This is a genomic window from Paraburkholderia sp. PREW-6R (assembly GCF_039621805.1).
In the GTDB taxonomy this organism is placed as follows: domain Bacteria; phylum Pseudomonadota; class Gammaproteobacteria; order Burkholderiales; family Burkholderiaceae; genus Paraburkholderia.
This window is the reverse complement of sequence record NZ_CP155073.1, coordinates 1,876,796-1,900,096: the sequence shown is the minus strand read 5'-3', so window position 1 is coordinate 1,900,096 and position 23,301 is coordinate 1,876,796. Positions and strand designations below refer to the sequence as shown.

18 protein-coding genes are annotated in these 23,301 nt (G+C 62.7%); 15 read left to right on the top strand and 3 right to left on the bottom strand.

The features are described from left to right. Positions 1 to 179: 179 nt before the first annotated feature. Positions 180 to 1,763: a glutamine-hydrolyzing GMP synthase gene (gene guaA, locus AAGS40_RS08195; RefSeq protein WP_345810789.1), complete on the top strand. Its 1,584-nt coding sequence runs from the start codon at positions 180 to 182 to the stop codon at positions 1,761 to 1,763. Between the two features lie 114 nt (positions 1,764 to 1,877). Here guaA and AAGS40_RS08190 read toward each other — a convergent pair whose 3' ends face one another. Then, positions 1,878 to 2,834: a LysR family transcriptional regulator gene (locus AAGS40_RS08190; protein WP_345810788.1), complete on the bottom strand. Its 957-nt coding sequence runs from the start codon at positions 2,832 to 2,834 to the stop codon at positions 1,878 to 1,880. A 117-nt stretch (positions 2,835 to 2,951) separates the two neighbouring features. On the opposite strand from AAGS40_RS08190, the gene AAGS40_RS08185 reads away from it, so the two are divergent. From AAGS40_RS08185 to AAGS40_RS08150, 8 genes are all read left to right on the top strand, one after another. Then, a complete protein-coding gene (locus tag AAGS40_RS08185) occupies positions 2,952 to 4,703 on the top strand; it encodes an IlvD/Edd family dehydratase (protein WP_345810787.1) in 1,752 nt (583 codons plus the stop codon). 98 nt (positions 4,704 to 4,801) lie between these two features. Next, positions 4,802 to 5,731 carry a dihydrodipicolinate synthase family protein gene (locus AAGS40_RS08180; RefSeq protein WP_345810786.1) on the top strand — a complete coding sequence of 310 codons (930 nt, stop codon included), beginning with the start codon at positions 4,802 to 4,804 and terminating at the stop codon, positions 5,729 to 5,731. 20 nt (positions 5,732 to 5,751) lie between these two features. Beyond that, a complete protein-coding gene (locus AAGS40_RS08175; protein ID WP_345810785.1) occupies positions 5,752 to 6,681 on the top strand; it encodes a Gfo/Idh/MocA family oxidoreductase in 930 nt (309 codons plus the stop codon). 58 nt (positions 6,682 to 6,739) lie between these two features. Next, positions 6,740 to 7,744, top strand: coding sequence for an arabinose ABC transporter substrate-binding protein (locus tag AAGS40_RS08170; protein WP_345810784.1), 1,005 nt, complete (start codon positions 6,740 to 6,742; stop codon positions 7,742 to 7,744). A 39-nt stretch (positions 7,745 to 7,783) separates the two neighbouring features. After that, entirely contained in the window at positions 7,784 to 9,325 is a 1,542-nt protein-coding gene (araG, locus tag AAGS40_RS08165) for an L-arabinose ABC transporter ATP-binding protein AraG (RefSeq protein ID WP_345810783.1), read from the top strand. Between the two features lie 64 nt (positions 9,326 to 9,389). Further along, positions 9,390 to 10,400 (top strand): L-arabinose ABC transporter permease AraH, encoded by a 1,011-nt coding sequence (araH, locus tag AAGS40_RS08160; protein ID WP_345810782.1) that lies wholly within the window; start codon positions 9,390 to 9,392, stop codon positions 10,398 to 10,400. 68 nt (positions 10,401 to 10,468) lie between these two features. Continuing rightward, positions 10,469 to 11,344: a glyoxalase/bleomycin resistance/dioxygenase family protein gene (locus AAGS40_RS08155; protein WP_345810781.1), complete on the top strand. Its 876-nt coding sequence runs from the start codon at positions 10,469 to 10,471 to the stop codon at positions 11,342 to 11,344. Between the two features lie 617 nt (positions 11,345 to 11,961). Next, positions 11,962 to 13,878, top strand: coding sequence for a KUP/HAK/KT family potassium transporter (locus AAGS40_RS08150; protein ID WP_345810780.1), 1,917 nt, complete (start codon positions 11,962 to 11,964; stop codon positions 13,876 to 13,878). Positions 13,879 to 14,073: 195 nt separating this feature from the next. On the opposite strand, the gene AAGS40_RS08145 is transcribed toward AAGS40_RS08150, so the two are convergent. Both AAGS40_RS08145 and AAGS40_RS08140 read right to left on the bottom strand, forming a co-directional pair. Further along, positions 14,074 to 15,543 (bottom strand): UdgX family uracil-DNA binding protein, encoded by a 1,470-nt coding sequence (locus AAGS40_RS08145; protein WP_345810779.1) that lies wholly within the window; start codon positions 15,541 to 15,543, stop codon positions 14,074 to 14,076. 9 nt (positions 15,544 to 15,552) lie between these two features. Further along, on the bottom strand, positions 15,553 to 16,764 hold the full coding sequence (locus tag AAGS40_RS08140) for a putative DNA modification/repair radical SAM protein (protein WP_345810778.1): 1,212 nt from the start codon (positions 16,762 to 16,764) through the stop codon (positions 15,553 to 15,555). A 151-nt stretch (positions 16,765 to 16,915) separates the two neighbouring features. Between AAGS40_RS08140 and AAGS40_RS08135 the strand changes: the two genes are divergently transcribed. The 6 genes from AAGS40_RS08135 to AAGS40_RS08110 all read left to right on the top strand — a co-directional run bounded on the left by AAGS40_RS08135 (position 16,916) and on the right by AAGS40_RS08110 (position 23,059). Further along, positions 16,916 to 18,439 (top strand): cryptochrome/photolyase family protein, encoded by a 1,524-nt coding sequence (locus AAGS40_RS08135; protein WP_345810776.1) that lies wholly within the window; start codon positions 16,916 to 16,918, stop codon positions 18,437 to 18,439. 158 nt (positions 18,440 to 18,597) lie between these two features. After that, the gene (locus AAGS40_RS08130) at positions 18,598 to 19,206 is read left to right on the top strand and encodes a 2'-5' RNA ligase family protein (RefSeq protein ID WP_345810775.1); all 609 of its coding nucleotides are present in this window, start codon (positions 18,598 to 18,600) and stop codon (positions 19,204 to 19,206) included. 617 nt (positions 19,207 to 19,823) lie between these two features. Then, positions 19,824 to 20,225, top strand: coding sequence for a DnaJ family domain-containing protein (locus AAGS40_RS08125; RefSeq protein WP_345810774.1), 402 nt, complete (start codon positions 19,824 to 19,826; stop codon positions 20,223 to 20,225). Next, on the top strand, positions 20,222 to 21,049 hold the full coding sequence (gene tadA, locus AAGS40_RS08120; RefSeq protein ID WP_345810773.1) for a tRNA adenosine(34) deaminase TadA: 828 nt from the start codon (positions 20,222 to 20,224) through the stop codon (positions 21,047 to 21,049). Before AAGS40_RS08125 ends, tadA begins: the two co-directional genes overlap by 4 nt. A 28-nt stretch (positions 21,050 to 21,077) precedes the next feature. Further along, complete coding sequence (ldcA, locus tag AAGS40_RS08115; protein WP_345810772.1) at positions 21,078 to 22,004, top strand: muramoyltetrapeptide carboxypeptidase; 927 nt, start codon at positions 21,078 to 21,080, stop codon at positions 22,002 to 22,004. Positions 22,005 to 22,336: 332 nt separating this feature from the next. Beyond that, positions 22,337 to 23,059, top strand: a complete 723-nt coding sequence (locus AAGS40_RS08110) for a GntR family transcriptional regulator (protein ID WP_345810771.1) — start codon at positions 22,337 to 22,339, stop codon at positions 23,057 to 23,059. The last annotated feature ends 242 nt before the right edge of the window (positions 23,060 to 23,301 follow it).

Genomic DNA, 23,301 nt, shown 5'->3' with positions numbered 1-23,301 from the left:
ATTCCGTTCACTCGTGTTGCCGGCTAACGCCCAGCGTGAACGGGTTCGGCTTTCTGCAAGACCAGCGTCGGCTGCGTCAGCGCATCACGCACGATCGTCCCCTGTGGACTGTTTTGAATTCAACGCCGCGCTTCGTGCGCGGCATTCCGTATCGCTCACTTTTGACTCCGTCCGCTGCCATGCATGACAAGATCCTGATTCTCGACTTCGGTTCGCAAGTCACCCAACTGATTGCACGTCGCGTTCGCGAAGCTAACGTGTATTCGGAAATTCATCCGTACGACGTCGACGCGTCGTTCATCCGCGACTTCGCGCCCAAGGGCGTGATCCTGTCCGGCGGCCCGAGCTCGGTCACCGAGACCGATACGCCGCGCGTACCGCAGGCGGTATTCGAACTCGGGGTGCCCGTGCTCGGCATCTGCTACGGCATGCAGGCCATGGCGCAGCAACTCGGCGGCAAGGTGGACGTCGGTCATCTGCGCGAGTTTGGCTATGCCGAAGTGCGCGCGCGCAATCACACGAGCCTGCTGGAAGGCATCAGCGACTTCACCACGCCGGAAGGTCACGGCATGTTGAAGGTGTGGATGAGCCACGGCGACAAGGTGCTGGAAATGCCGGCCGGTTTCGAGCTGATGGCGTCGACGGAATCGTGCCCGATCGCGGCCATGGCCGATGAAAAGCGTCACTTCTATGGGCTGCAATGGCACCCGGAAGTCACGCATACCGTGCAAGGCCGCGCAATGCTCGAACGCTTCGTGTTGCAGATCTGCGCGGCGAAGCCTGACTGGGAAATGGGTCACTATATCGACGAAGCCGTCGCGAAGATCCGCGAGCAGGTTGGCAACGAGCATGTGATCCTGGGCCTGTCGGGCGGCGTGGATTCGTCGGTGGCCGCTGCGCTGCTGCATCGCGCGATCGGCGATCAACTGACCTGCGTGTTCGTCGATCACGGTCTGCTGCGTCTGAACGAGGCCGAGCAGGTGATGGCCACTTTCGCGGACCATCTGGGCGTGAAGGTGATACACGTCGACGCAAGCGATGTGTTCCTGCGCAAGCTCACCGGCGTGACCGACCCGGAAGCGAAGCGCAAGATCATCGGCGCGGAGTTCGTGGAAGTGTTCCAGACTGAAGCTGGCAAGCTGACCGACGCGAAATGGCTCGCGCAGGGCACGATCTACCCGGACGTGATCGAATCGGCGGGCAAGGGCAAGAAGGCCGCGCAGACCATCAAGAGCCACCATAACGTCGGCGGCTTGCCGGAGACGCTGAACCTGAAACTGCTCGAACCGTTGCGCGAACTGTTCAAGGACGAAGTGCGCGAACTCGGCGTGAAGCTTGGTTTGCCGCCGGCCATGGTGTATCGCCATCCGTTCCCGGGTCCGGGTCTCGGTGTGCGGATTCTCGGCGAGGTAAAGCGCGAATTCGCCGACCTGCTGCGCCGCGCGGACGCGATTTTCATCGAGACGCTTCGCACGTTTATCGACAAGGAAACGGGCAAGTCATGGTACGACCTGACGAGCCAGGCCTTCGCGGTGTTCCTGCCGGTGAAAAGCGTCGGCGTGATGGGCGACGGGCGGACCTATGAGTATGTCGTCGCGCTGCGCGCCGTGCAGACGCTCGACTTCATGACCGCGCATTGGGCGCATCTGCCGCATGAATTGCTTGGGCATGTGTCGAACCGCATCATCAATGAGGTGCGGGGGATTAACCGGGTCGTGTATGACATTTCGGGGAAGCCGCCGGCGACTATTGAGTGGGAATGATCCTCACCTCGCCCACGTAGTTCTCGTACAGCATCCTGTGTTATGAAAATGTCGGTACCGGCCACGTACCGACATTTTTCGACGCACGCCCCCAACACTCCACAACCCCCGCATTCACCCCACACCCGTCAACCGATAGGTCTCCCGGCTCGCTGCACGCAGCGCGTCGATCATCAGGCTAGCGGCGGGAGACAGCAGCTTTTCTGCCGGAGTGATCAGGCCGAAGTCGTCCATCGTGCATTCCATGGCCAGTGGCAAAATCTCCACCATCCCGTGCGCCGCGTAGTAGCGCGCCACATCTTCCGCAAGCACGGCGATCATCTCGCTTTTTTCAACGGCTTGCGTAAGGAAGAGCAGTGCCGCCGTCTCGACGACGTTCGATGGCGGAGCGAGGCTCGCGCGCTGGAACATCAGATCGAAACGGTGCCGCAACACGGTGCCCGCCGGCGGGACGATCCACGGGCTGCGCTGAACGTCGGAGAGCGAAACCGGCGAACCCAGCAGGAGCGGATGACCGGGCCGCACCACGGCGCAGACTGGTTCGCCAGCGAGCGACTCATAGCGCAGTTGCCGTTTGTCATGCTCCGGCGACAGGCGACCTATCACGACGTCGAGCTTGTCTTGCGCGAGCCGGTCGAGCAGCACGTTGCTCGTGTCGATTTCAACCGAGATACGGATCGTGGCATGCCTGCGTTTGACCGCCGCCACCGCCGCTGGCAGCACCCGCACGCCGGGCGACGTGATCGCGCCGACTGCGACGTGCCCAAGTCGTCCGGCGCTTAACGCGGCGAGTTCCTCCTGCGCCTGCTCGAGGCTGCCGAGCACGATGCGCGCATGGCGAATCAACGCATCGCCATAAAGGGTTGGCCGCACGCCGCGCGGCAAGCGCTCGAAAAGGAGCGCGCCCACCATGTCTTCCAGTTCACGCAATAGCTTTGAAGCCGCAGGCTGCGTCATGTTCAGCGCGGCCGCCGCGCGGTGTATGTTGCCTTCCTCTGCCAGTGCAACCACCAGCAGCAATTGCCGCGTCTTGAGCCGCGTGCGGACATACCAAGGGTTTCTATCGAGCATCACTCAGCGTTTATACCAATGTCGAAACAGGTATGGGAGGCATCCAATTATTCATTGGTAGGTTATCAGTTTTGTTTTTAGACTGCATGCACTCCAGCCCCGCCAGGACCACGGACAATGCCTGCTACGAAACCCAGATTACGATCACAACAATGGTTCGGCACCACGGACAAAAACGGCTTCATGTATCGAAGCTGGATGAAAAACCAGGGTATTCCAGACCACGAATTCGACGGCCGGCCCATCATCGGCATCTGTAATACGTGGTCCGAACTGACGCCGTGCAATGCGCACTTCCGCAAGCTCGCCGAACACGTCAAGCGCGGTATCTACGAAGCGGGAGGTTTCCCGGTCGAGTTCCCGGTGTTTTCGAACGGCGAATCGAACCTGCGGCCCTCGGCGATGCTCACGCGCAACCTGGCGTCCATGGACGTCGAGGAAGCGATCCGCGGCAATCCGATCGACGCTGTCGTGCTGCTGTGCGGCTGTGACAAGACCACGCCGGCATTGCTGATGGGCGCCGCGAGCGTGGACGTGCCGGCAATCGTCGTGACCGGTGGGCCGATGCTCAACGGCAAACTGGAAGGGCGCGACATCGGGTCGGGCACCGCCGTCTGGAAGCTGCACGAATCGCTGAAAGCAGGCGAGATCGATCTCCATCACTTTCTTTCCGCCGAAGCCGGCATGTCGCGCTCGGCGGGCACGTGCAACACAATGGGCACGGCCTCGACCATGGCGTGCATGGCCGAATCGCTAGGTGTCTCGCTGCCGCATAACGCCGCCATTCCAGCAGTCGATTCGCGCCGTTACGTGCTCGCGCACATGTCGGGCATCCGCATCGTGCAGATGGCGCTCGAAGACCTGACGCTCTCGAAGATTCTCACGCGCGAAGCGTTCGAGAATGCGATCCGTACCAATGCTGCGATCGGCGGCTCGACCAATGCGGTGATTCATTTGAAGGCAATTGCGGGGCGCGTCGGCGTGCCGCTCGAACTCGAAGACTGGATGCGCATTGGCCGCAATACGCCGACCATCGTCGATCTGCAGCCGTCGGGCCGTTTCCTGATGGAGGAGTTCTATTACGCAGGCGGCTTGCCGGCCGTGTTGCGCCGGCTCGGCGAGGCCAATCTGCTGCCGCATCCGGACGCGCTCACGGTCAACGGCAAGTCGATCTGGGAGAACGTGCGCGAGGCGCCGAACTATAACGACGAGGTGATCCGCCGGCTGGATCAGCCGCTGATCGATGATGGCGGCATCCGCATCCTGCGCGGCAATCTCGCGCCGCGAGGCGCCGTGCTCAAGCCTTCGGCGGCCACGCCGGAACTGCTTACCCATCGCGGCCGCGCGGTAGTGTTCGAAAACTTCGACCACTACAAGGCGACGATCGGCGACGAATCGCTCGACGTCGACAAAGACTCGATTCTGGTGATGAAGAACTGCGGCCCGCGCGGCTATCCCGGCATGGCCGAGGTCGGCAACATGGGCCTGCCGCCCAAGCTGCTGCGGCAGGGGGTAAAGGACATGGTGCGTATCTCGGACGCCCGCATGAGCGGCACGGCCTACGGCACGGTCGTGCTGCACGTGGCGCCCGAGGCGGCGGCCGGCGGTCCGCTCGCCGCTGTGCGCAACGGCGACTGGATCGAACTGGATTGCGAGTCCGGCCGCCTGCATCTGGACATCAGCGACGAGGAGTTGCAGCGCCGCCTGTCCGACGTCGATCCGGCGGCGGCGCCCGGCGTCGCCGAGCAAGTGGACAAGGGGGGCTACGCGCGTCTTTATGTCGACCACGTGCTGCAGGCCGATGAAGGCTGTGATCTCGACTTCCTCGTGGGCAGTCGCGGCGCCGCGGTGCCGCGCCATTCTCACTGACTCACTGACTCACTGACGCGCAGGCGCGAACGACATGCGATTCACAGGCGAACGTCCGGCCGCAAGCCTCACGCCATCCCTGATACAGAACTGAGACCATGCACACCTACCGTACGCCCCGATTCCGAGGCATTTTTCCTGTGGTGCCGACCACCTTCACCGAGACAGGCGAGCTGGACCTGGCAAGCCAGAAACGCGCCGTCGACTTCATGATCGACGCCGGTTCGGATGGTCTGTGCATCCTTGCGAACTTCTCTGAACAGTTCTCGCTCGCCGATGACGAGCGGGAGCGCATTACGCGTACCGTGCTCGAACACGTTGCAGGCCGCGTGCCCGTGATCGTGACCACGACGCATTACGGCACCCATGTTTGCGCGGCGCGCAGCCGGCGCGCTCAGGAGCAGGGTGCGGCGATGGTCATGCTGATGCCGCCGTATCACGGCGCGACTTTCCGCGTGCCTGAAGCGCAGATCCACGACTTCTATCAGCGCGTGTCGGACGCGATCGACATTCCGATCATGATTCAGGATGCGCCCGCGAGCGGCACGGTGCTCTCCGCCGCCTTTCTCGCCCGCATGGCTCGCGAGATCGAGCAGGTTTCCTACTTCAAGATCGAAACGCCGGGCGCCGCGAACAAGCTGCGCGAACTGATCCGGCTCGCGGGCGACGCCGCCGAAGGACCGTGGGATGGCGAGGAAGGGATTACGCTGCTGGCGGACCTCAACGCGGGCGCGACCGGCTCGATGACGGGCGGCGGCTTTCCCGACGGCATTCGGCCGATCATCGAAGCCCATCGCGAAGGGCGTCTCGACGACGCGTTCTCGCTGTATCAGAAGTGGTTGCCGCTCATCAATCACGAGAATCGTCAGGCCGGCCTGCTTGCCTGCAAGGCGCTGATGAAAGAGGGCGGCGTGATCGCCTGCGAACTGCCGCGCCATCCATTGCCGGCGATGCACCCCGAGACGCGGGCCGAACTGATCGACGTCGCGCGCCGGCTCGATCCGCTCGTGCTGCGTTGGGGCAGGTAATCATGGGCGCGGAGAGCGACATGCAAGGGTCATTTACATTGGGCATCGTCGGCGTGGGCAAGATCGCGCGCGACCAGCATCTGCCGGCGATTGCAGCGAACCCGGGTTTCCAGCTCGTGGCAAGTGCGAGCCGCAATGCGCAGGTGGACAACGTGCGCAACTATCACGATATCGATGCGCTGCTCGCCGGCGAACCCGAGCTCGACGCAGTGTCACTGTGCGCGCCACCTCAGGTGCGCTATGCACAGGCGCGCGCGGCGCTCATGGCGGGCAAGCATGTGATGCTGGAAAAGCCGCCCGGCGCGAGCGTGAGCGAAGTGGAAGCATTGCGCGATCTCGCGCGCGAACACAAACGCACGCTTTTCGCGACATGGCATTCGCGCTGCGCAAGCGCGGTGGAACCCGCGCGCGCGTGGCTCGCCGGACGCACGGTCCGCGCAGTGCACGTGCGCTGGAAAGAAGATGTCCGCCGCTGGCATCCGGGCCAGCAATGGATCTGGGAACCGGGCGGCCTCGGCGTGTTCGATCCGGGCATCAACGCACTTTCCATTGTCACGCGCATCCTGCCGCGCGAAGTGCTGCTGCGTGGCGCGACACTGCATGTGCCGTCCGATTGCGCGACGCCTATCGCAGCGGAGCTCGACTGCATCGACACGGGCGGCGCGCCCGTGCGCGCGGAGTTCGACTGGCGCCACGGTCCGGTCGAGCAATGGGAGATCGACGTGGAGACCGCGGATGGCCTGCTCTCGATCAGCGAAGGCGGCAAGCGCCTCGCAATCGACGGCAAGCCTGTGGCGCTCGAAGGCGAGCGTGAATATGCGGCGCTCTACGAGCGTTTCCACTGGCTGATCGCGCACGAAACAGACGATGTCGACGTGCGTCCGCTGCGTCTTGTCGCCGACGCGTTCCTGGTCGGCAAGCACGTTCAGGTCGAGCCGTTCGGGCAGTGAGGATTTATCTGGAAGTCCATTTGACACACAGGCATCAGCCAATCTGAGGAGACAAAAAATGAATACCACCGTTCGCCGCTTTACGCTTCGTGCCCTGCTGGCTGCGATGTGCATTGCCCCGCTGGGCATGCATGGCGCGGTCCGCGCCGATGGGCAGACCAAGATCGGCTTTCTCGTGAAAATGCCGGAGCAGGCCTGGTTCATCAACGAACAGAAAGCGGCCACCGCGCTCGGCCAGAAAGAGCATTTCTCCGTCGTGAATATCGGTACGCCCGACGGCGAGAAAGTGCTCGCCGCGGTCGACAACCTCGGCGCGCAGGGCGCGCAAGGCTTCGTCATCTGCGCGCCGGACGTGCGGCTCGGACCGGCGATCGAGGCCCGCGCGAAACGCTACAACATGAAGTTCGTCACGGTGGACGATCAGCTCGTCGATTCGTCGGGCAAGCCGCTGCCGAATGTGCCGCATCTCGGCATGTCCGCGCTGAAGATCGGCAATCAGGTCGGTCAGGCCATTTCCGACGAGATGAAAAAGCGCGGCTGGAATCCGGACGAAGTCGGCGCGCTGCGCATCACGGACTACGAACTGCCCACCGCGAAGCTGCGCACGGATGGCGCAACGCAATCGCTGCTGGCTAACGGTTTCAAAAAGGCGAACATCTTCGACGCGCCGCAGAAGACCACCGACGACGAAGGCGGCTTCAATGCCGCATCGCCCGTGCTCGCGCAACACCCGAACATCAAGAAGTGGGTGATCTTCGCGCTTAACGAGGAATCGGTGCTGGGCGCGGTGCGTGCGACCGAGCAGTTGCATCTGCCGGCGGCCGACGTGATCGGCGTGGGTATCAACGGTGCCGGCGAAGCCTTTGCCGAGTTCCAGAAAAAGGCGCCCACCGGCTTTTACGGCACGATCGCGGTCAGCTCGACGAACCACGGCAAGGAAAGCGCGCAGAATCTCGTCGACTGGATTCGCAACGGCAAGCAGCCGCCAGCCGATACGCAGACGACCGGCAAGCTGATGACACGCGAAAACTGGACGTCGGTGCGCAGCGAACTCGGTATTTAACGGCTGTACACGCATCGATCGACCGAGGGCGACCACGAAATGACCGAAACCGACGCATATGAGCGCGCGGAAAACACTGCGCCGTCACAGGCGCAGCCAACCTGTCTGGAACTCGACGGCATCACGGTGAGTTTCCCGGGCGTGCGGGCGCTCGATCGCGTGTCGCTCGACGTGCGCGCAGGCGAAGTGCATGGGCTGATGGGTGAGAATGGCGCGGGCAAATCCACGTTGCTCAAGGTGCTCTCGGGCGTGAATCAGCCGCAGGAAGGCACGCTGCGCCTTAACGGCGTCGAGCAGCGCTTTACGACCACGCGCGCCGCGCTCGACGCGGGCATCGCGATCATCTATCAGGAACTGCATCTCGTGCCCGAGCTGACGGTGGCGGAAAACCTGATGCTCGGCCAGTTGCCCAATCGCTTTGGCGTGCTCGACGAGCGCGGCATCGTGCAGCGTGCAATAGACGAACTCAAGCGTCTCGGCGAGCGCATCGATCCGCGCACGCCGGTCAAGAACCTCTCCATCGGCCAGCGCCAGATGATCGAGATCGGCAAGGCGCTGATGCGCAACGCGCGCGTGATCGCGTTCGACGAGCCCACCAGCTCGCTGTCGGCGCGCGAGACCGAAAACCTCTTTCGCATCATCGACGCGCTTCGCGCCGACGGGCGCGCGATCATCTACGTGACGCATCGCATGGATGAAGTGGACGAGTTATGCGACCGCGTCACGGTGTTTCGCGACGGCAAGCATATCGAAACGTTCGAATCGGTGGCCGAGCTCGATCGCAACCGGCTCATTTCCGCGATGGTGGGTCGCTCGATCTCGGACGTCTATGGTTATCGCTCGCGCGAGCCGGGTGAGGTGCTGCTCGAAGTGAAGGAACTGATGGGGCCGGGACTCGCGGAGCCGATGTCGTTTTCGGCGCGTCGCGGCGAGATCATCGGCTTTTTCGGGCTCGTCGGAGCGGGACGTTCCGAGCTGATGAAGCTGATTTGCGGCGCTACGCGCGCGAGCGCGGGCCACGTCGAACTGAACGGCAAACGCGTGAATTTCGCGACCCCGCGCGACGCCGTGCGCGCCGGCGTCGCGCTCTGTCCGGAAGACCGCAAGCAGGAAGGCATCGTGGCGATCGCGTCCGTCTCAGACAATCTGAATATCAGCGCGCGGCGCCACTTCAGCCCGGGGCGTTTTCTGCTCGCGCCGAAACGGGAGCGCGAACTGGCGCAGGACTATATCCGCAAGCTCGGGATCAAAACGCGCAGCGGCGATACCGCCATCGGCACGCTGTCGGGCGGCAACCAGCAGAAGGTGATTCTGTCGCGCTGGCTGGCCGAGCGCATCGACGTGTTTCTGATGGACGAACCGACACGCGGCATCGACGTAGGCGCGCGCGCCGAAATCTACAACCTGCTGTACGAACTGGCCGAGGCCGGGCGGACGGTGATCATGGTGTCGAGCGATCTGGCGGAGGTGATCGGCGTGGCGGACCGCATCATCGTGATGCGGGAAGGGCGCGTGGCCGGCCGCGTGCCGAAAGCCGAAGCGTCGCCCGACGAACTGATCAGAATGGCGCTGCCGCGCTGAACACCCACCTGGCGTGGGCGCCGGCAAGACCGCCGGCGCGCGTGCCCGAACTGATGAACGAGACATGAGACAAGCCATGCAACCACAAGGCAGACCCACCGCAAACGAAGCGGCTGCGCCGATCACGCCGTCGCGCGCCCGCGCGTGGGAGATGATCAACAAGTCCGGAATCGTCGTGGTCTTCGTCGTGCTGTTCGCGACGCTTTCCGCGACGGTGCCCGACTTCCTCACATCCCGCAATATCCAGGGTCTTCTGCTGTCCGTCACGTTGATCGGCTCGATCGCCGTGACGATGATGTTCGTCCTCGCGCTTGGCGAGGTGGACCTTTCCGTGGCGTCGATCGTCGCCTTTTCGGGCGTCGTCGCGTCCACTGTGATCACGCAGTCGCATAGCGTGGCATTGGGCATTGCGGCGGGCGTGCTGGCGGGCGGCGCGGTTGGCCTCGTGAATGGCGTGCTGGTCGCGCGATTCAAGGTCAACTCGCTGATCGCCACGCTGGCGATGATGGAAGCGGTGCGCGGTCTCGCGTTCCTGACTTCGAACGGCGATGCGGTGATGATCTCGGAGGAGCGCTTCTTCGATCTGGGCGGCGGCTCGTTTCTTGGCATCTCGTTTCCGATCTGGAGCAACATCATCGGCTTCGTGGTGTTTGGTTTTCTGCTGCGCAAAACGGTGTTCGGCAAGAATGTGCTTGCGGTGGGCGGCAATAGCGAGGCCGCGTTGCTGGCCGGGCTTCCGGTCACCCGGATCAAGATCACCGTCTTCGTCCTGCAAGGACTGGTGACGGGCTTTGCGGGTGTGATGCTGGCCTCGCGTATGAGCCTCGGCGATCCGAAGACGTCGGTGGGACTGGAGCTTGGCGTGATTTCCGCGTGCGTGCTGGGCGGTGTATCGCTGACAGGCGGCGTCGCAACGATCTCGGGCGTGCTGGTGGGCGTGCTGATCATGGGCGCCGTGCAGGACGCGATGAGTCTCATGAACGTGCCGACGTTCTATCAATACCTGATTCGCGGCGGTATTCTGCTGCTCGCGGTGCTGTTCGACCAGTTCCGACGCAGCAGGCGGGCGGTGTGAGCTTGAGGTGAGCACCGTGCAAGTGGTGTATGTTTGCATCACCGCATCGATTGGCGAGGGCAAACAGGATGGAGCGTTCCAGCTATGCACGGGAAGACATCGGCAATCTCGTATTGCTCGAGCACGTCAATCTTAAGATTCCGGACCAGCGTCTTGCCACCGCGTTCTATGTCAGCGCCCTCGGTCTGACGCGCGATCCGTTTCTCATGACCGGCGTGAACAATATGTGGATCAACGTCGATCGTTCGCAGATTCACCTGCCGCACGGCGACGCCCAGCTGCTCCGCGGTCACGTTGGGCTGATCGTGGGCCCGCGCGCGTCGCTGCTCGAGCGCTTGCGGGCGGCCAGGCCCGTGCTGGGACAGACCCGCTTCACATGGGCCGAGCGGGACGACCGTGTCGAAGTGACTTGCCCGTGGGGCAATCGATACGACTGTCTCGACCCCGACGCGTGCGCCGCGAGCGACCCGTGGGCGGGCATTGATCTCGGCATGGCCTACGTACATTTCGATGTGCCGCTCGGTTGCGCGGCGTCGATCGCCGCGTTCTACCGCGAGATCTTTGACGCGTTCGCCGAGGTGCGCGAGCGCGGCGGTTCACTGCAAGCGGTGGTCGCGGTCGGCAGGCATCAACAGCTCGTATTTGCCGAATCGCCGTCGGCGGGCAACGACTACGATGGGCATCACATCCAGCTGTATGTGGCCGATTTTTCCGGACCCTATGAACGCCTCGCCCGGCGCAGGCTGAATTACGACGAGGAAGCTCATCAGTATCGTTTCGCCGAACTCGTCGATCCCGAAACCGGAGCGTGTTGCTTCACGCTCGAACATGAAGTGCGCAGCTTGCGTCATCCGCTTTACGCGAGGCCGCTGGTGAACCGTAATCCGGATATGACCAACCGCAATTTCAGAATCGGCGGCGAGCGCGCCAATGGGGTGTTTTGACGGGTAGGCGCGTCGTGCTGCGAGGCGTCAACGTCGCCGCTTATCTGCTCATACCGATTCGCGCCGGTGTCACCGTCATGCTCAGCTTTTTCCCGACGGTTTTAAGGCGGCGTTGGTGTCCGGCGTGCATCCGACCTTCGCCGAGCTATTCCCGACCCGCATACCGGCGAGCGGTCAGCGCGGAGTCCATGCGATGGGTTAAATGCGTCTTCCCTGCGGTACATTGGACGCCTCGCGCGTATCGTTTGCCAAACGGGGAGAAGCCGGCATGCGCTATTTGGGTTGGCAGATCTCCGGCGGCTATTTCCACGACAAAGCCGATTTCGCGCTCAATGAGCCGAACGGGCCAGGCAGCCTGGCCAGGAGATGGTCGGCGTTTAGCGCGACGGGCGGCTTGGTCCTGAAGAGCAGGCTGGGGTTTGGGTTCACGTTCGAGCCGGGGGTCGACCTCAGATGCGGGCGGTGGACCCGGCGCGGGTAGGCAAACTGGATGGAGGAGTTCGACGTGGCGTGAGGCGGCTGCGAAACGGCGGCTGGCCAATCCGTATGCGAGGCGCGCACCGGCGCTGGAATGTCGATTGCTTCGCAGCACCTTGCCAGCTATTTGCCCGAGAAAGATGCTCAAACAGCGACTCGACCTTCAAGGCAGCCCCGCCTCCCACGGCGAAGCGGGCAGCGGCGCGCTCGTACTCGGCGCGCTCGGTATCGTGTTTGGCGACATCGGCACGAGTCCGATTTACGCGTTGCGCCAGTCGGTTGTCGATGCAGGCTCCGCGAATACGCAAATCGTAATGGGCGTGCTGTCGATGATCGTGTGGGCGGTCGTGATCGTCGTCATGTTGAAATATGCGTGCTACGTGATGCGCGCGGACAATGAAGGCGAGGGCGGCATCATCGCGCTGACCGCGCTGGTGCGCTCGGGCTACAGAGAGGCGGGCCGCCATGCGCCGCGCGTGTTGCTGCTGGCCGGGCTGTTTGGCGCGGCCATGTTCTACGGCGATTCGATGATTACGCCGGCCGTGTCGGTGTTGTCCGCGGTGGAGGGACTGGGCGAAATCAGCCCTGCGTTCAATCCGTGGATCGTGCCGATTGCGGCGGCTATCCTGATTGCGCTCTTTGCCTTTCAACGACGCGGCAGCGCAGTAGTCGGGCGTGCGTTCGGCCCCGTCATGGCGATCTGGTTCGTCTACCTTGCCGCAGTGGGCCTTTACCGGATCGTGCAGCATCCCGAGGTGTTGCGCGCACTGTCGCCGCAATGGGCCTGGTCGCTTACGATTGACCGTCCCCAGTTGACCTTTGTGATTCTCGGCGCGGTTATTCTCGCGTTGACCGGAGCCGAAGCCTTGTACGCCGACATCGGCCACTTCGGGCGCAAGCCGATCCGTGTGGGTCTGATTGCGGTCGTGTTTCCTTCGATCATCATCGGCTATTTCGGGCAGGCGGCGACATTGCTGTTCGAGCCCGGTTCTTCCAGTCAGCCGTTCTTTCACGCCGCGCCTTCGTGGGCGTTGATTCCAAGCGTCATTATCGCAATGCTCGCGACGATCATCGCTTCGCAGGCGGTCATTTCCGGCGCGTTTTCGATGACGAGTCAGGCGATCGAACTGGGTTTCATGCCGCGTGTGAGGATCATTGAAACGTCGAAGCAACAGCGCGGTCAGGTTTATGTGCCGGCCGTCAATGCGATTCTGTTTATCGCCGTGATGTTTCTCGTGCTCGTATTCCGAAGCTCGGAGCGCCTGACCTCGGCGTACGGCATCGCGGTTGGACTGACGATGCTGATCACCACGGTTCTGATGGTCAGCGTATCGCGCAACGTCTGGCGCTGGCCGGTGTGGCGCGTGATACTCGTGAGCGCGCCCCTGCTTGCCGTGGACCTGACGCTGGTGGCGGCGAACATTCCGAAAATTCCGTCCGGCGGCTGGTTTCCCGTCACCGTTGGACTGGTGCTCTTCGTGCTGATGTCCACGTGGCGGCGCGGACGCGAACTCGCCGCGATTCACGCCAGCCGTGCCGAGCCGCTTGAAGACTTTCTACGCGAGACATTCAACGGTGATCTGAAGCCAACCCGCGTGCCGGGCACCGCAGTCTATCCGGGCAACATTCGCGGGATGACGCCGGCAGCGCTCAAAAGCAACCTTCGTCACAACCGGGTCTTGCATGAGACCGCGATTTTCTTCGCGAACATTTCCGAGTCGGCGCCGCGCATCGACGAAAAAACGCGTATCGAAATACGCGATCTTGGCAACGGATGCTATGAAATCATTGCGCGCCACGGCTTCGTGGAGCGGCCCGACTTGCGACGCGTGCTCGAGTCGATGAACGGCCGCCTCGGTGAATGGACCTACGACCCGGCGCGCACGACCTTTTTCCTTCCACGCGATGAAGTTCTCAAAGGATGCTCTCACGGCGCGATGATGCAATGGCGCGAAGCGCTGTTCGGCCAGATGTCGTTTCATTCGGCGTCGAGCGCGGAATACTACGGCCTTCGACCGGAAGACGTGGTGGAACTGGGAGTGCAGGTCGCGCTTTGATTCAGATGCCTGGTCACAGCGCGATGCCACGCGCATGGCGGCAGGGCGTTCTCGTGCGCATGCCGGCAGGCTACCTTTTGCGCCGTGCCCACGGCGGCAGGCGTCCGGCATCATAGGCCGGACGCTTTCATGAGGCTCGACTGCTCGCATGATAGTCGAAGTGGAGAAGCATGGCGTTTTCCTGATTGCTCGCGCTCATTGCCCGCTTCCTTTCGTTCCGGACGGTGCTTCCTTGTCGGCCAGTTCGCGCGCTTGGGCAAGCGCGTCGGCGATCTCATCTGCGATCCTGTCACGCGACGCCAGGTCCTGCTGCCGCAGTGCGAACGATGGATGGTACGTTGCAATGGCCCACCCGCCTTCGACTTCGAACGGAGCCCCTGCATAGTCCCGCAGGCTGACTTTTTTATGCAGCAACGCAGTGAGCGCGGTTGCGCCAAGCGCGACGATCACCGCAGGGCGCACCGTTTGCAGCTCGCGCTCGAGCCAGTAGGAGCACGCTTCGATCTCACGCTGTCCCGCCGTCTTGTGCAGGCGGCGCTTGCCTCGCGGCTCCCATTTGAAGTGCTTGACCGCGTTCGTCATATAGACCTGCTCGCGAGACAGACCGGCGCGCTCGATTGCCGTATTGAGCAACTGCCCGGCGGGCCCGACAAACGGTTGTCCGCTCAGATCTTCCTGATCGCCGGGCTGTTCGCCAATCAGCATGATCCGCGCGGTGTTCGGCCCCGAACTGCCGACTGCCTGCGTCGCGTTGCGCCACAGGTCGCAACGCCGGCAGGCGTCGAGCGAAGAGGGTTCGTCACGCATTGGTTGCGCGGCTTGCGCATCAACGGGTATGGCTTTTCCGCCAAGCATGCCCACGTTGCCGGCCTGCGCGAGGCGTCTTGCGCCACTCTTCGCCTCGCTGATCATGCCGGGAATCAAATGTCCCTCCGGCAAGCCCTTCCAGAAACGCACCGGCATGTGCTGTTCGAGCGCCACTTCGTTGAGCCGCGCAGGATTAAAGGTACTGCGGTAATACGCAAGCCATAGCGCTTCGGCCTCGTCCGCGGTCTCGCAACGATGCTCTCCCGGCAATGCACGACGCGCGTGCAGATGCAATTGCTGGCCGTCCCAGAAAGCGGCGCCGCGTGGTGTGGTAATGAGCCACGATGAACGCCCCATGCGCTCTGCGAAGTGTTCCGCGGCCCATGGCAACACATCGTGATCCGGCTCGTACCAGGCGATATATTCGGGCGTTGCACTCGCTTCCTGCTTGCGAAAGCGCACGTAAGCGATCATGTCGTGCTGCGCGCGCCGCACGCTTTTGGCCATGCGATAGAGTCGCGCGCCGTCTTCGTCGGCGGCGGACGCAGCCGCACGGTCGCCATGATGCCAACGCCATAGCACTTTGTAGAGAAACGCCCAGCGCTGCGGATCACGAAACGACGCAGCGTCTTTCAGCAGTGCAGCGAAGTCCTTCGACACATGCACCGTTGGCGCAGAGGCGGGAACAGCTGTCGTATCGCGCGCTTGCGCGTATTCGATTGGCGCCTGTTCTTGCGGTAGATCCGGGCTCGACGCGATTCGCCATTCGACCGATTCCGGCGCGAGGCCTTCGCCGAGCGCTGTGAGCGAAGCCGCGCGCCACGCAGCGAAATGATCTTCGATGACGATCGCGTGCATGATCCGCTCTCACAGCAACGCTAGTTGCACCGGTGGCGGCGTTAGCACGCGACGCAGCCGCTCCGACGACGCGTCATGCATGGCCGCGCGGTAGTCCTGTGTGACGACAAACGGCTTGATCTTTTCCATCGGACAACGAAGCCGCACCAGATCGTCGTAGCGCACGCGGCGTGAGCGCCGCAGTTCGACGAGGCGTTTGGCATTGCGCATGCCGATGCCCGGCACGCGCGCGATCATGCGCAGTGGAGCGCGGTTCAGGTCCACGGGAAAGCTCTCACGATGCGCGAGCGCCCACGCAAGCTTAGGATCGATTTCAAGCGACAGGTTGCCGGTTTGCCCGAACAATTCGTCAGCACTGAAGCCATAACCGCGCAGCAGAAAGTCCGCCTGGTAAAGCCGATGCTCGCGCAGAAGCGGCGGCGCCTGTGCCGGCAACGCAGACGGACTGTCGGGAATGGGACTGAACGCCGAATAGTAAACGCGCTTGAGCTTGTACGAACCGTATAACGTTTCTGCTGTTTGCAGGATGGTGTGGTCGTTCGTCTCATCGGCCCCGACGATCATTTGTGTACTCTGTCCGGCCGGCGTAAAAGGCGGGGCCTTCGTTTCACTTTGCGCTTCCTCCTGTGCCAGACGGATGGAGCCCATTGCCAGCTTGATGGTGCGCACGTCCTTTTCCGGCGCAAGACGCGCGAGGCTGCTGTCAGTCGGCAGTTCGATGTTCACGCTCAAACGGTCCGCATAGCGGCCCGCTTGCGCAATCAACTGTGGGTCGGCGTCCGGGATGGTTTTCAGGTGCACATAACCGCGAAACTGATGGTCTTCCCGCAGCGACTGCGCGACACGCACCAATTGCTCCATGGTGTAGTTGGACGACTGGATGATGCCCGAGCTGAGAAACAGCCCGTCGATGTAATTGCGCCGATAAAAGTCGAGCGTGAGGTCGACGACTTCCTCCGGCGTGAATCGCGCGCGCGGCACGTTGCTGGTACGGCGATTGACGCAATACTGACAGTCGTACAGACAGAAGTTGGTCAGCAGAATTTTTAGCAGCGATACGCAGCGCCCGTCCGGCGTAAAGCTGTGACAGATCCCGGCGCCGGTGCTGGCGCCCAGACCGGCGATTCCGCGCGAGCCGCGTTTAGGCGCGCCACTGCTTGCGCAGGACGCGTCGTATTTTGCTGCGTCTGCCAGAACTTCGAGCTTCTTGAGCAATTCCACGTTGCCGCCCATACTGTATGGATGTACAGTATTGTACGTGGGCGGGCAGTGAGTGCAAGTGATTTTTAGGTTTTGACGGGCGTGAGGGCAGTACGGCGAACGGAAGGGAACGTCTGGAAGAAACCGCAGGCAACAGCGGGAAGGCAAAACAATGATTCTGCGACTGGTGCTCGGCGACCAACTGAACGCCGGTCATTCATGGTGGCGCGAGCAGCGTGACGACGTGCTGTACGTAATGATGGAAATTCGTAGCGAAACGGACTACGCGCACCATCACGCGCAAAAAGTGTTGGCACTATTTGCATGCATGCGCGGATTTGCGGCCGCGATCGAGGCGGCGGGCCATCAGGTGCGTTATTTCCGGATCGGCGACGCGGACAATGGGCAGAGTTTCGCCGCGAATTTACGTCAGGTGGCGCACTCCGTCGGCGCCACTCGGTTCGAGCGGATGGAGGCGGACGAATGGCGGGTCGAACAGGCGCTCGACGCGGCAGCCGCTGAATGCGGGCTTGCGCAAACCGTCGTGGGGAGCGAGCATTTTCTGGTCGACCGGAGCGAGCTGAAGACGGCGTTTGCACACGCGGTGCCCCGCATGGAGTACTTCTATCGCGATCTGCGCCAACGCTTCGGTATTCTGCTGGCGAACGGCGGCGAGCCGGAGGGCGGCAAATGGAATTACGACGTCGACAACCGGGCCAAATGGCCCGGGTCGCCGGCGGCGCCCGCATGGAGGTGGCCGGCTCACGACCTGAGTGATCTATGGCACGAAATAGTGGCTGCCGGCGTAGTGACCATGGGGGACGCCAACGAGGGGCAAGTGCGGTGGCCATTGACCCGTCGCGAGGCGCGTGCAGGACTTGCGCAGTTTGTCCGCGAAGCGCTGCCGCACTTTGGCCGCTATCAGGACGCATTGACCAGCCGTTCGCTGGCACTGTTTCATTCGCTGCTTTCGTTTTCGCTGAACGTGAAGATGCTTCATCCGCTCGAGGTGATTCGCGCCGCGCTGGGTGCCTATCGGCGCGGCGCCGTTTCGCTGGAGAGCACGGAGGGTTTCATTCGCCAGATTTTGGGGTGGCGCGAATTCGTTCGGGGCGTGTACTGGGCGCGCATGCCGGGGTATGGGCAGGAGAATGCGCTTCGTGCGGTGCGTCCGTTGCCGGGCTGGTACTGGAGCGGCAACACGGGCATGGCGTGCCTGGCGCATGCGATTGGGCAGTCGCTAAAGCACGCATACGCGCATCACATTCAAAGACTCATGGTGACTGGTAACTTCGCGCTGCTTGCAGGTTGTGATCCAGATGAAGTCGACGCATGGTATCTCGGCATTTATGTCGACGCCTTCGAGTGGGTCGAAATGCCCAATACGCGGGGCATGAGTCAGTTCGCGGACGGCGGAGTGGTTGGAAGCAAACCGTATTGCGGGGCGGCGTCGTACATCAGCAAGCAGGGCGACTATTGCAAAGGCTGCGCGTATGACCCGAAGCGGCGTCACGGCGAGCGCGCATGTCCGTTCAATAGTTTGTACTGGCATTTCCACGATCGTCATCGCGCATTGCTCAGTGGTAATCCTCGTTTGAAGATGCCTTATCAACTGTGGGAAAAGTTGGGCGCCGAAGAGCGGCACGCTACGCTGCAGCAGGCCGAGGTGTATCTCGCAGACCTCGACGCACTATAGCCCGACGAGGCAATGGGCCGGGGGCAGGGCGGGAGTGGCGCCCAGTAGGCCTCGCGCGATTCGTTCTCTGACGGCGAATTGCTTAAAAAACCGGTGCATGAACTTGCGCCAACACAGGAGTCTGGTCGATATGCATGTTTCACCGATTCAGGGGCGCGATGCCTGAACAGCTGTGGTTGCCGGGCCTTGAAGCGCCTCCCGTTCCTACGGACGGGCTCTTTTTTGCGGTGTATCCGAATGCTGCGACGGCTGCGGGCATCGCGAAACTGGCGCAGCAGTTGCGCGAACAATCGCGCTCGCGGAGCAAGCCGCTCGCGGCGAACCGCTTGCACGTCACGTTGCATCACCTTGGCAATTTTGTGGGCGGACTTCCTGGGCCCAAGGTCGACGCAGCGATGAGCGCGGCCGCAGCCGCAGCTGCAGCAATCGCGCCGTTTAGCGTGGAGTTCGACAGGGTGGTCAGCTTCGCATCGAAGCCGCGGCCCGGCCCGCTCGTGCTTTGCGGCGGCGAAGGCGCGGCCGGGCTCCACGTGCTTCACGATATTCTCGGTCAGGCGCTTGATCAGGCGGGTTTCGAGCGTCATGCAGCGCGCGAGTCAGTGCCTTACACGCCGCATGTCACGCTTGCTTACGGCATGCCCTGGATCGACGAGCGGACGGTTGAGGCGTTCGCATGGAATGTGCGGGAGGTCGTGCTCATGCATAGCCTGCTCGGACGGAGCCGCCACGTCGCGCTCGGTCGATGGCCGCTGGCGGCAAGCGGGTGACGTGATGCGCGCGGCGAAGGGAGTTGCTCGCGAGGTCGCTGGAACCGGTGCTTGCGTGCCGCTCTCGTAGAAAGCGGACACAGGTGGCGTCCCGCGTCAAAAACGCAGCGACGTCGCGCAGCCGCCCGCGAAGTGGCTGCCGCTGCCGCCCCCGCCGCTGCAGAATACGCCGCAGCCGGAAAGCGCGACAGACAGCGCCGCTACCGCGAGCAGTAAGCGAAAGACATGACCGTTAGTACGAACAGACAGGCGGTCACCGGTTATTGCCTGGTGTCTGCAGCGGCTTGGGCATGCAGCGTTGGCGGTTGGCCGCTTACCCCGGCAAGTATGAGAGGCTAGGGATCGCATGAAGGAGTCGACATTGAAAGTGTGAAAAACGAGCTTGGCCACCGCATGGGTCGTCGAACGAATGCTTGTGGCGATAGGCGATAGGCGATAGGCGGTCGGCCGCTTGCTGCTTGCGGTTTGGGCGTCGCTGCACTGCGCTCACGCTAAAGCACGCCATGTGTCACGCAAATACGCAAAATCTGAAAACCAGAAGATTTCATCGATCGCAGGCTGAAGCCCGCTGCACGCTCCCTGATAGAATGCTTGGGCCGCAACGTAGTGGATCGCAGATGAAATTGCTTGATGCGTTAGTCGAACAGCGAATCGCCGCCGCCGTCGCGCGGGGTGAGTTCGACGATTTGCCCGGCGCGGGTGCGCCGCTGGCTTGGGACGACGATGCGCTGGTGCCTGAAGAAGTGCGTGTCGCTAACCGGATTCTAAAAAATGCAGGTTTTGCGCCGCCGGCTGTGGAACAGTTGCGCGCGTTGCGCAATCTGAAAGCGGAGTTGAGCGCCGTCAGCGATCAGGCGGTTCGTTGCCGACTCCAGGCACGCATGCTGGCGCTCGACATGGCGCTCGAGTCGCTGCGCGGCGGCCCGCTGGTCGTGCCGCGCGAGTATTGCCGGCGAATCGCCGAACGTCTGTCGGAGCGCGTCGGCAATCTCAATACCGCAGACGCGGGTTCGCAGTGAGCGAGCCCCTGGTTCCTGCCGCGTCGGTGGACGCTTCAGCCGTGGAGCGCGCTGAACCGGTTGCTACGCCCACGCAGCGTTCCGCGCATTCCGGTCCGCGAATTGCGCGCCGATCCGCAGTGGAGGGCGCCGGCGTTTCGGACACTGCCACCGCGGCGCCTGTCAGTTCAGGGCCTACTGTGCCCACTTCGCAAACTGCCGTTTCCGAGCGCGATCGGCGCTTCATGGCGCTCGCCCAGGCCGCCGCCGAGGAGGCGCGCGCAGCGGGCGAAGTGCCGGTCGGAGCGGTGCTCGTACGCGGCAATGAGGTCATCGCCACGGGCTTTAATCATCCGATCGGCGCTCACGATCCGTCCGCGCATGCCGAAATGGTCGCGTTGCGCGCGGCGGCGCAAGTCGTCGGGAATTATCGGCTGCCGGGCTGCGAGCTTTACGTGACCCTCGAACCTTGCCTGATGTGCGCGGGCGCGATCATGCACGCGCGGATTGCGCGCGTCGTGTTCGGGGCACGCGATCCGAAAACCGGCGCGTGCGGCAGCGTGGTCGACGCGTTTGCCCATCCGCAATTGAACCACCACACGTCCGTGACCGGCGGTGTGCTCGAAGCCGAGTGCGGCGCAGCGCTTAAATCGTTCTTCTCCGAGCGGCGGCGCGCGATCCGCGAGGCGCGCGCAGCGACCCGCGCGCAGCCAGATGTCGACGCGGCCGAAGCGGAACAGCCACGCAAAGCCGGTGCGACACTTGTCTCGAACGACGCCATCACGGCTGACCAAACAGCCGGTCTCGCGGCATCAGCCGAAGTCGATCCCAGCCAGCCGCTCTGACACAACAATATCCAGCAGGTCTCGCGACATGACCGTCCATCGCACTATTGAACTGATTGCGCCATCGGGTTACCCGCATGATCCAGACGTGCTGCACCGTGCGTTGCATCGGCTGCACGCCCAAGGGCATCGTGTGGGGGGCGTGGAAACGACCCGGCGTCGTTACCAGCGTTTTGCCGGCACCGATGGTGAGCGCGCCGCCGATCTGAACCGGCTCGCCGACCCCTCGCGTGCGCTGCCCGACATCGTGCTGGCCGTGCGCGGCGGCTATGGGGCAACGCGCATTCTTCACGGCCTCGACTACGAGGGGTTGCAGCGGCGCCTTGCCGACCAGCCGGTCGCGCTCGTCGGGCATAGCGATTTCACCGCGATCCAGATGGCGTTGCTCGCCCGGGCGGGCATCAAAACGTTCGGCGGTCCGATGCTGATGAGCGATTTCGGCGCAGAAAATGTCAGCGAATTCACGATGCAGCATTTCTGGTCGGCGCTGACGAAGCCCAGCTTGACAGTGACGGGCAACACGCCGCAAGCGCAATCGGCCGACGTGTCGGGCATGCTGTGGGGCGGCAATCTGGCGGTGCTGACGTCGCTGATCGGCACGCCGTATCTGCCGCCGGTGCAGGGCGGCATCCTGTTTCTGGAAGACGTCAACGAACAGCCGTTTCGCGTCGAGCGCATGCTGTACCAGTTGCATCTGTCCGGCATTCTCGCGCAGCAGCAGGCCGTGGTGCTCGGCGACTTATCGGGGGGAAAAGCCTATGACTACGACAACGGCTACGACCTTCATACGATGATCGAGCAGATGCGTTCGGTGATCGGCATTCCGGTTATCACCGGGCTGCAGTTCGGGCATGTGCCGAATATGCTGACCTTGCCGGTCGGCGCGGACGCGCATCTGGTCGCGGATTCGCATGGTTTCAAGCTGACGGTGTCGAATTATCCCTGCCTCGCGTAGTAGCGTAGCAACGCGAGGAGGACGGCAGCGCGGAAGCGGGCAGCAAGCCTGCTTCTTTCATAACTAAATTCGCAACTAACGGTCAGCCGTCGATATCCCCTCACATCCGCCAGTCGTATAAAGGTCCAGTCAAATTGTCGACAAAATAGCGTCCAGCCGCAGCCGCCTGTACGCATGGTGGCTCGCCCAATTTGGCCACGGCTATTGCCTGGGCCTATCCCGAACGCTACCGCACGACCGTGCATATCGCCGATCGTTAAAATTCAGGATAAAAATTGTTGACAATCTTTATGTCCATCCTATGATGACCAACATACCGGAACGCACATTGAATGTCTGATACAGATCTCGCTGCCGTGAATGGTTCGAAGCCCGAAGCAATCGCCGAGCGCATTCGCGCCGCGATCCTCGAGCATCGGCTCGCGCCTGGCGCCAAGCTGACAGAAGCGCAGTTGTGCGAAGTATTTGGCGTGAAGCGCGGCCCGATCCGGCAGGCGCTCGCGCAACTGGCGACCGATCATCTCGTCGATCTCGAACCGAATCGCGGGGCGTTCGTGGCAAGTCCGTCGCTACAGGAAGTGCATGAAGTGTTCGAAATGCGCCGCATCATCGAACTCGCTGTAGTGGAGAAGATTTGCAGCGGCCACGGCGTGCGGCGGTTAAAGAGCATCGGCAGCATGATCGGCCGCGAACGCAAGGCGTTCGAAACGCGTGATTTTCCAGCGTGGATCCGGCTGTCGGGCGAGTTCCATACTGAACTTGCCAGTCTCACCGGCAATACGGTGCTGTGCGACTGCCTGAATGGACTGGTCGCACGCTCCACACTGATTTCCGCGCTGTACGAGTCGCTCGGACGCAGCCCGTGCTCGTTCGAGGACCATGAAGCCATTCTCGCCGCGCTCGACGCCGGCGACGCAAAAGCAGCAGCGGCTCTGATGTCGCGCCATTTGCAAAGCGTCGAGTTGAAGATGCTGGAGCGTCCCGCCCGAGGAGCGGCGGATTTGCATGAAGTGTTCGGCGCACTGAGTGGCGCATCGAAGTCAGCACCACGCTGAAAGTCCGCGCGAGGCACAGGCAAAACGCCAGGCAAGCGCAGGCAAGCGCCACGCAAGCGCCCGTTCGTGGTGCGTGCTGCACTGAATTGAACTGAACCAGATCGAATCGCATGAGACGTGACCAGGCGGCCCCGCGTGAGTGCCGCCGGTCCGCGCACGTCCGGCCGTCGGCGAAAGACGGCACCCGAGCAGTAACGCATTGCCGGCGATCCGCGGCCACCGGCGGTGCGATTCCAACCAGT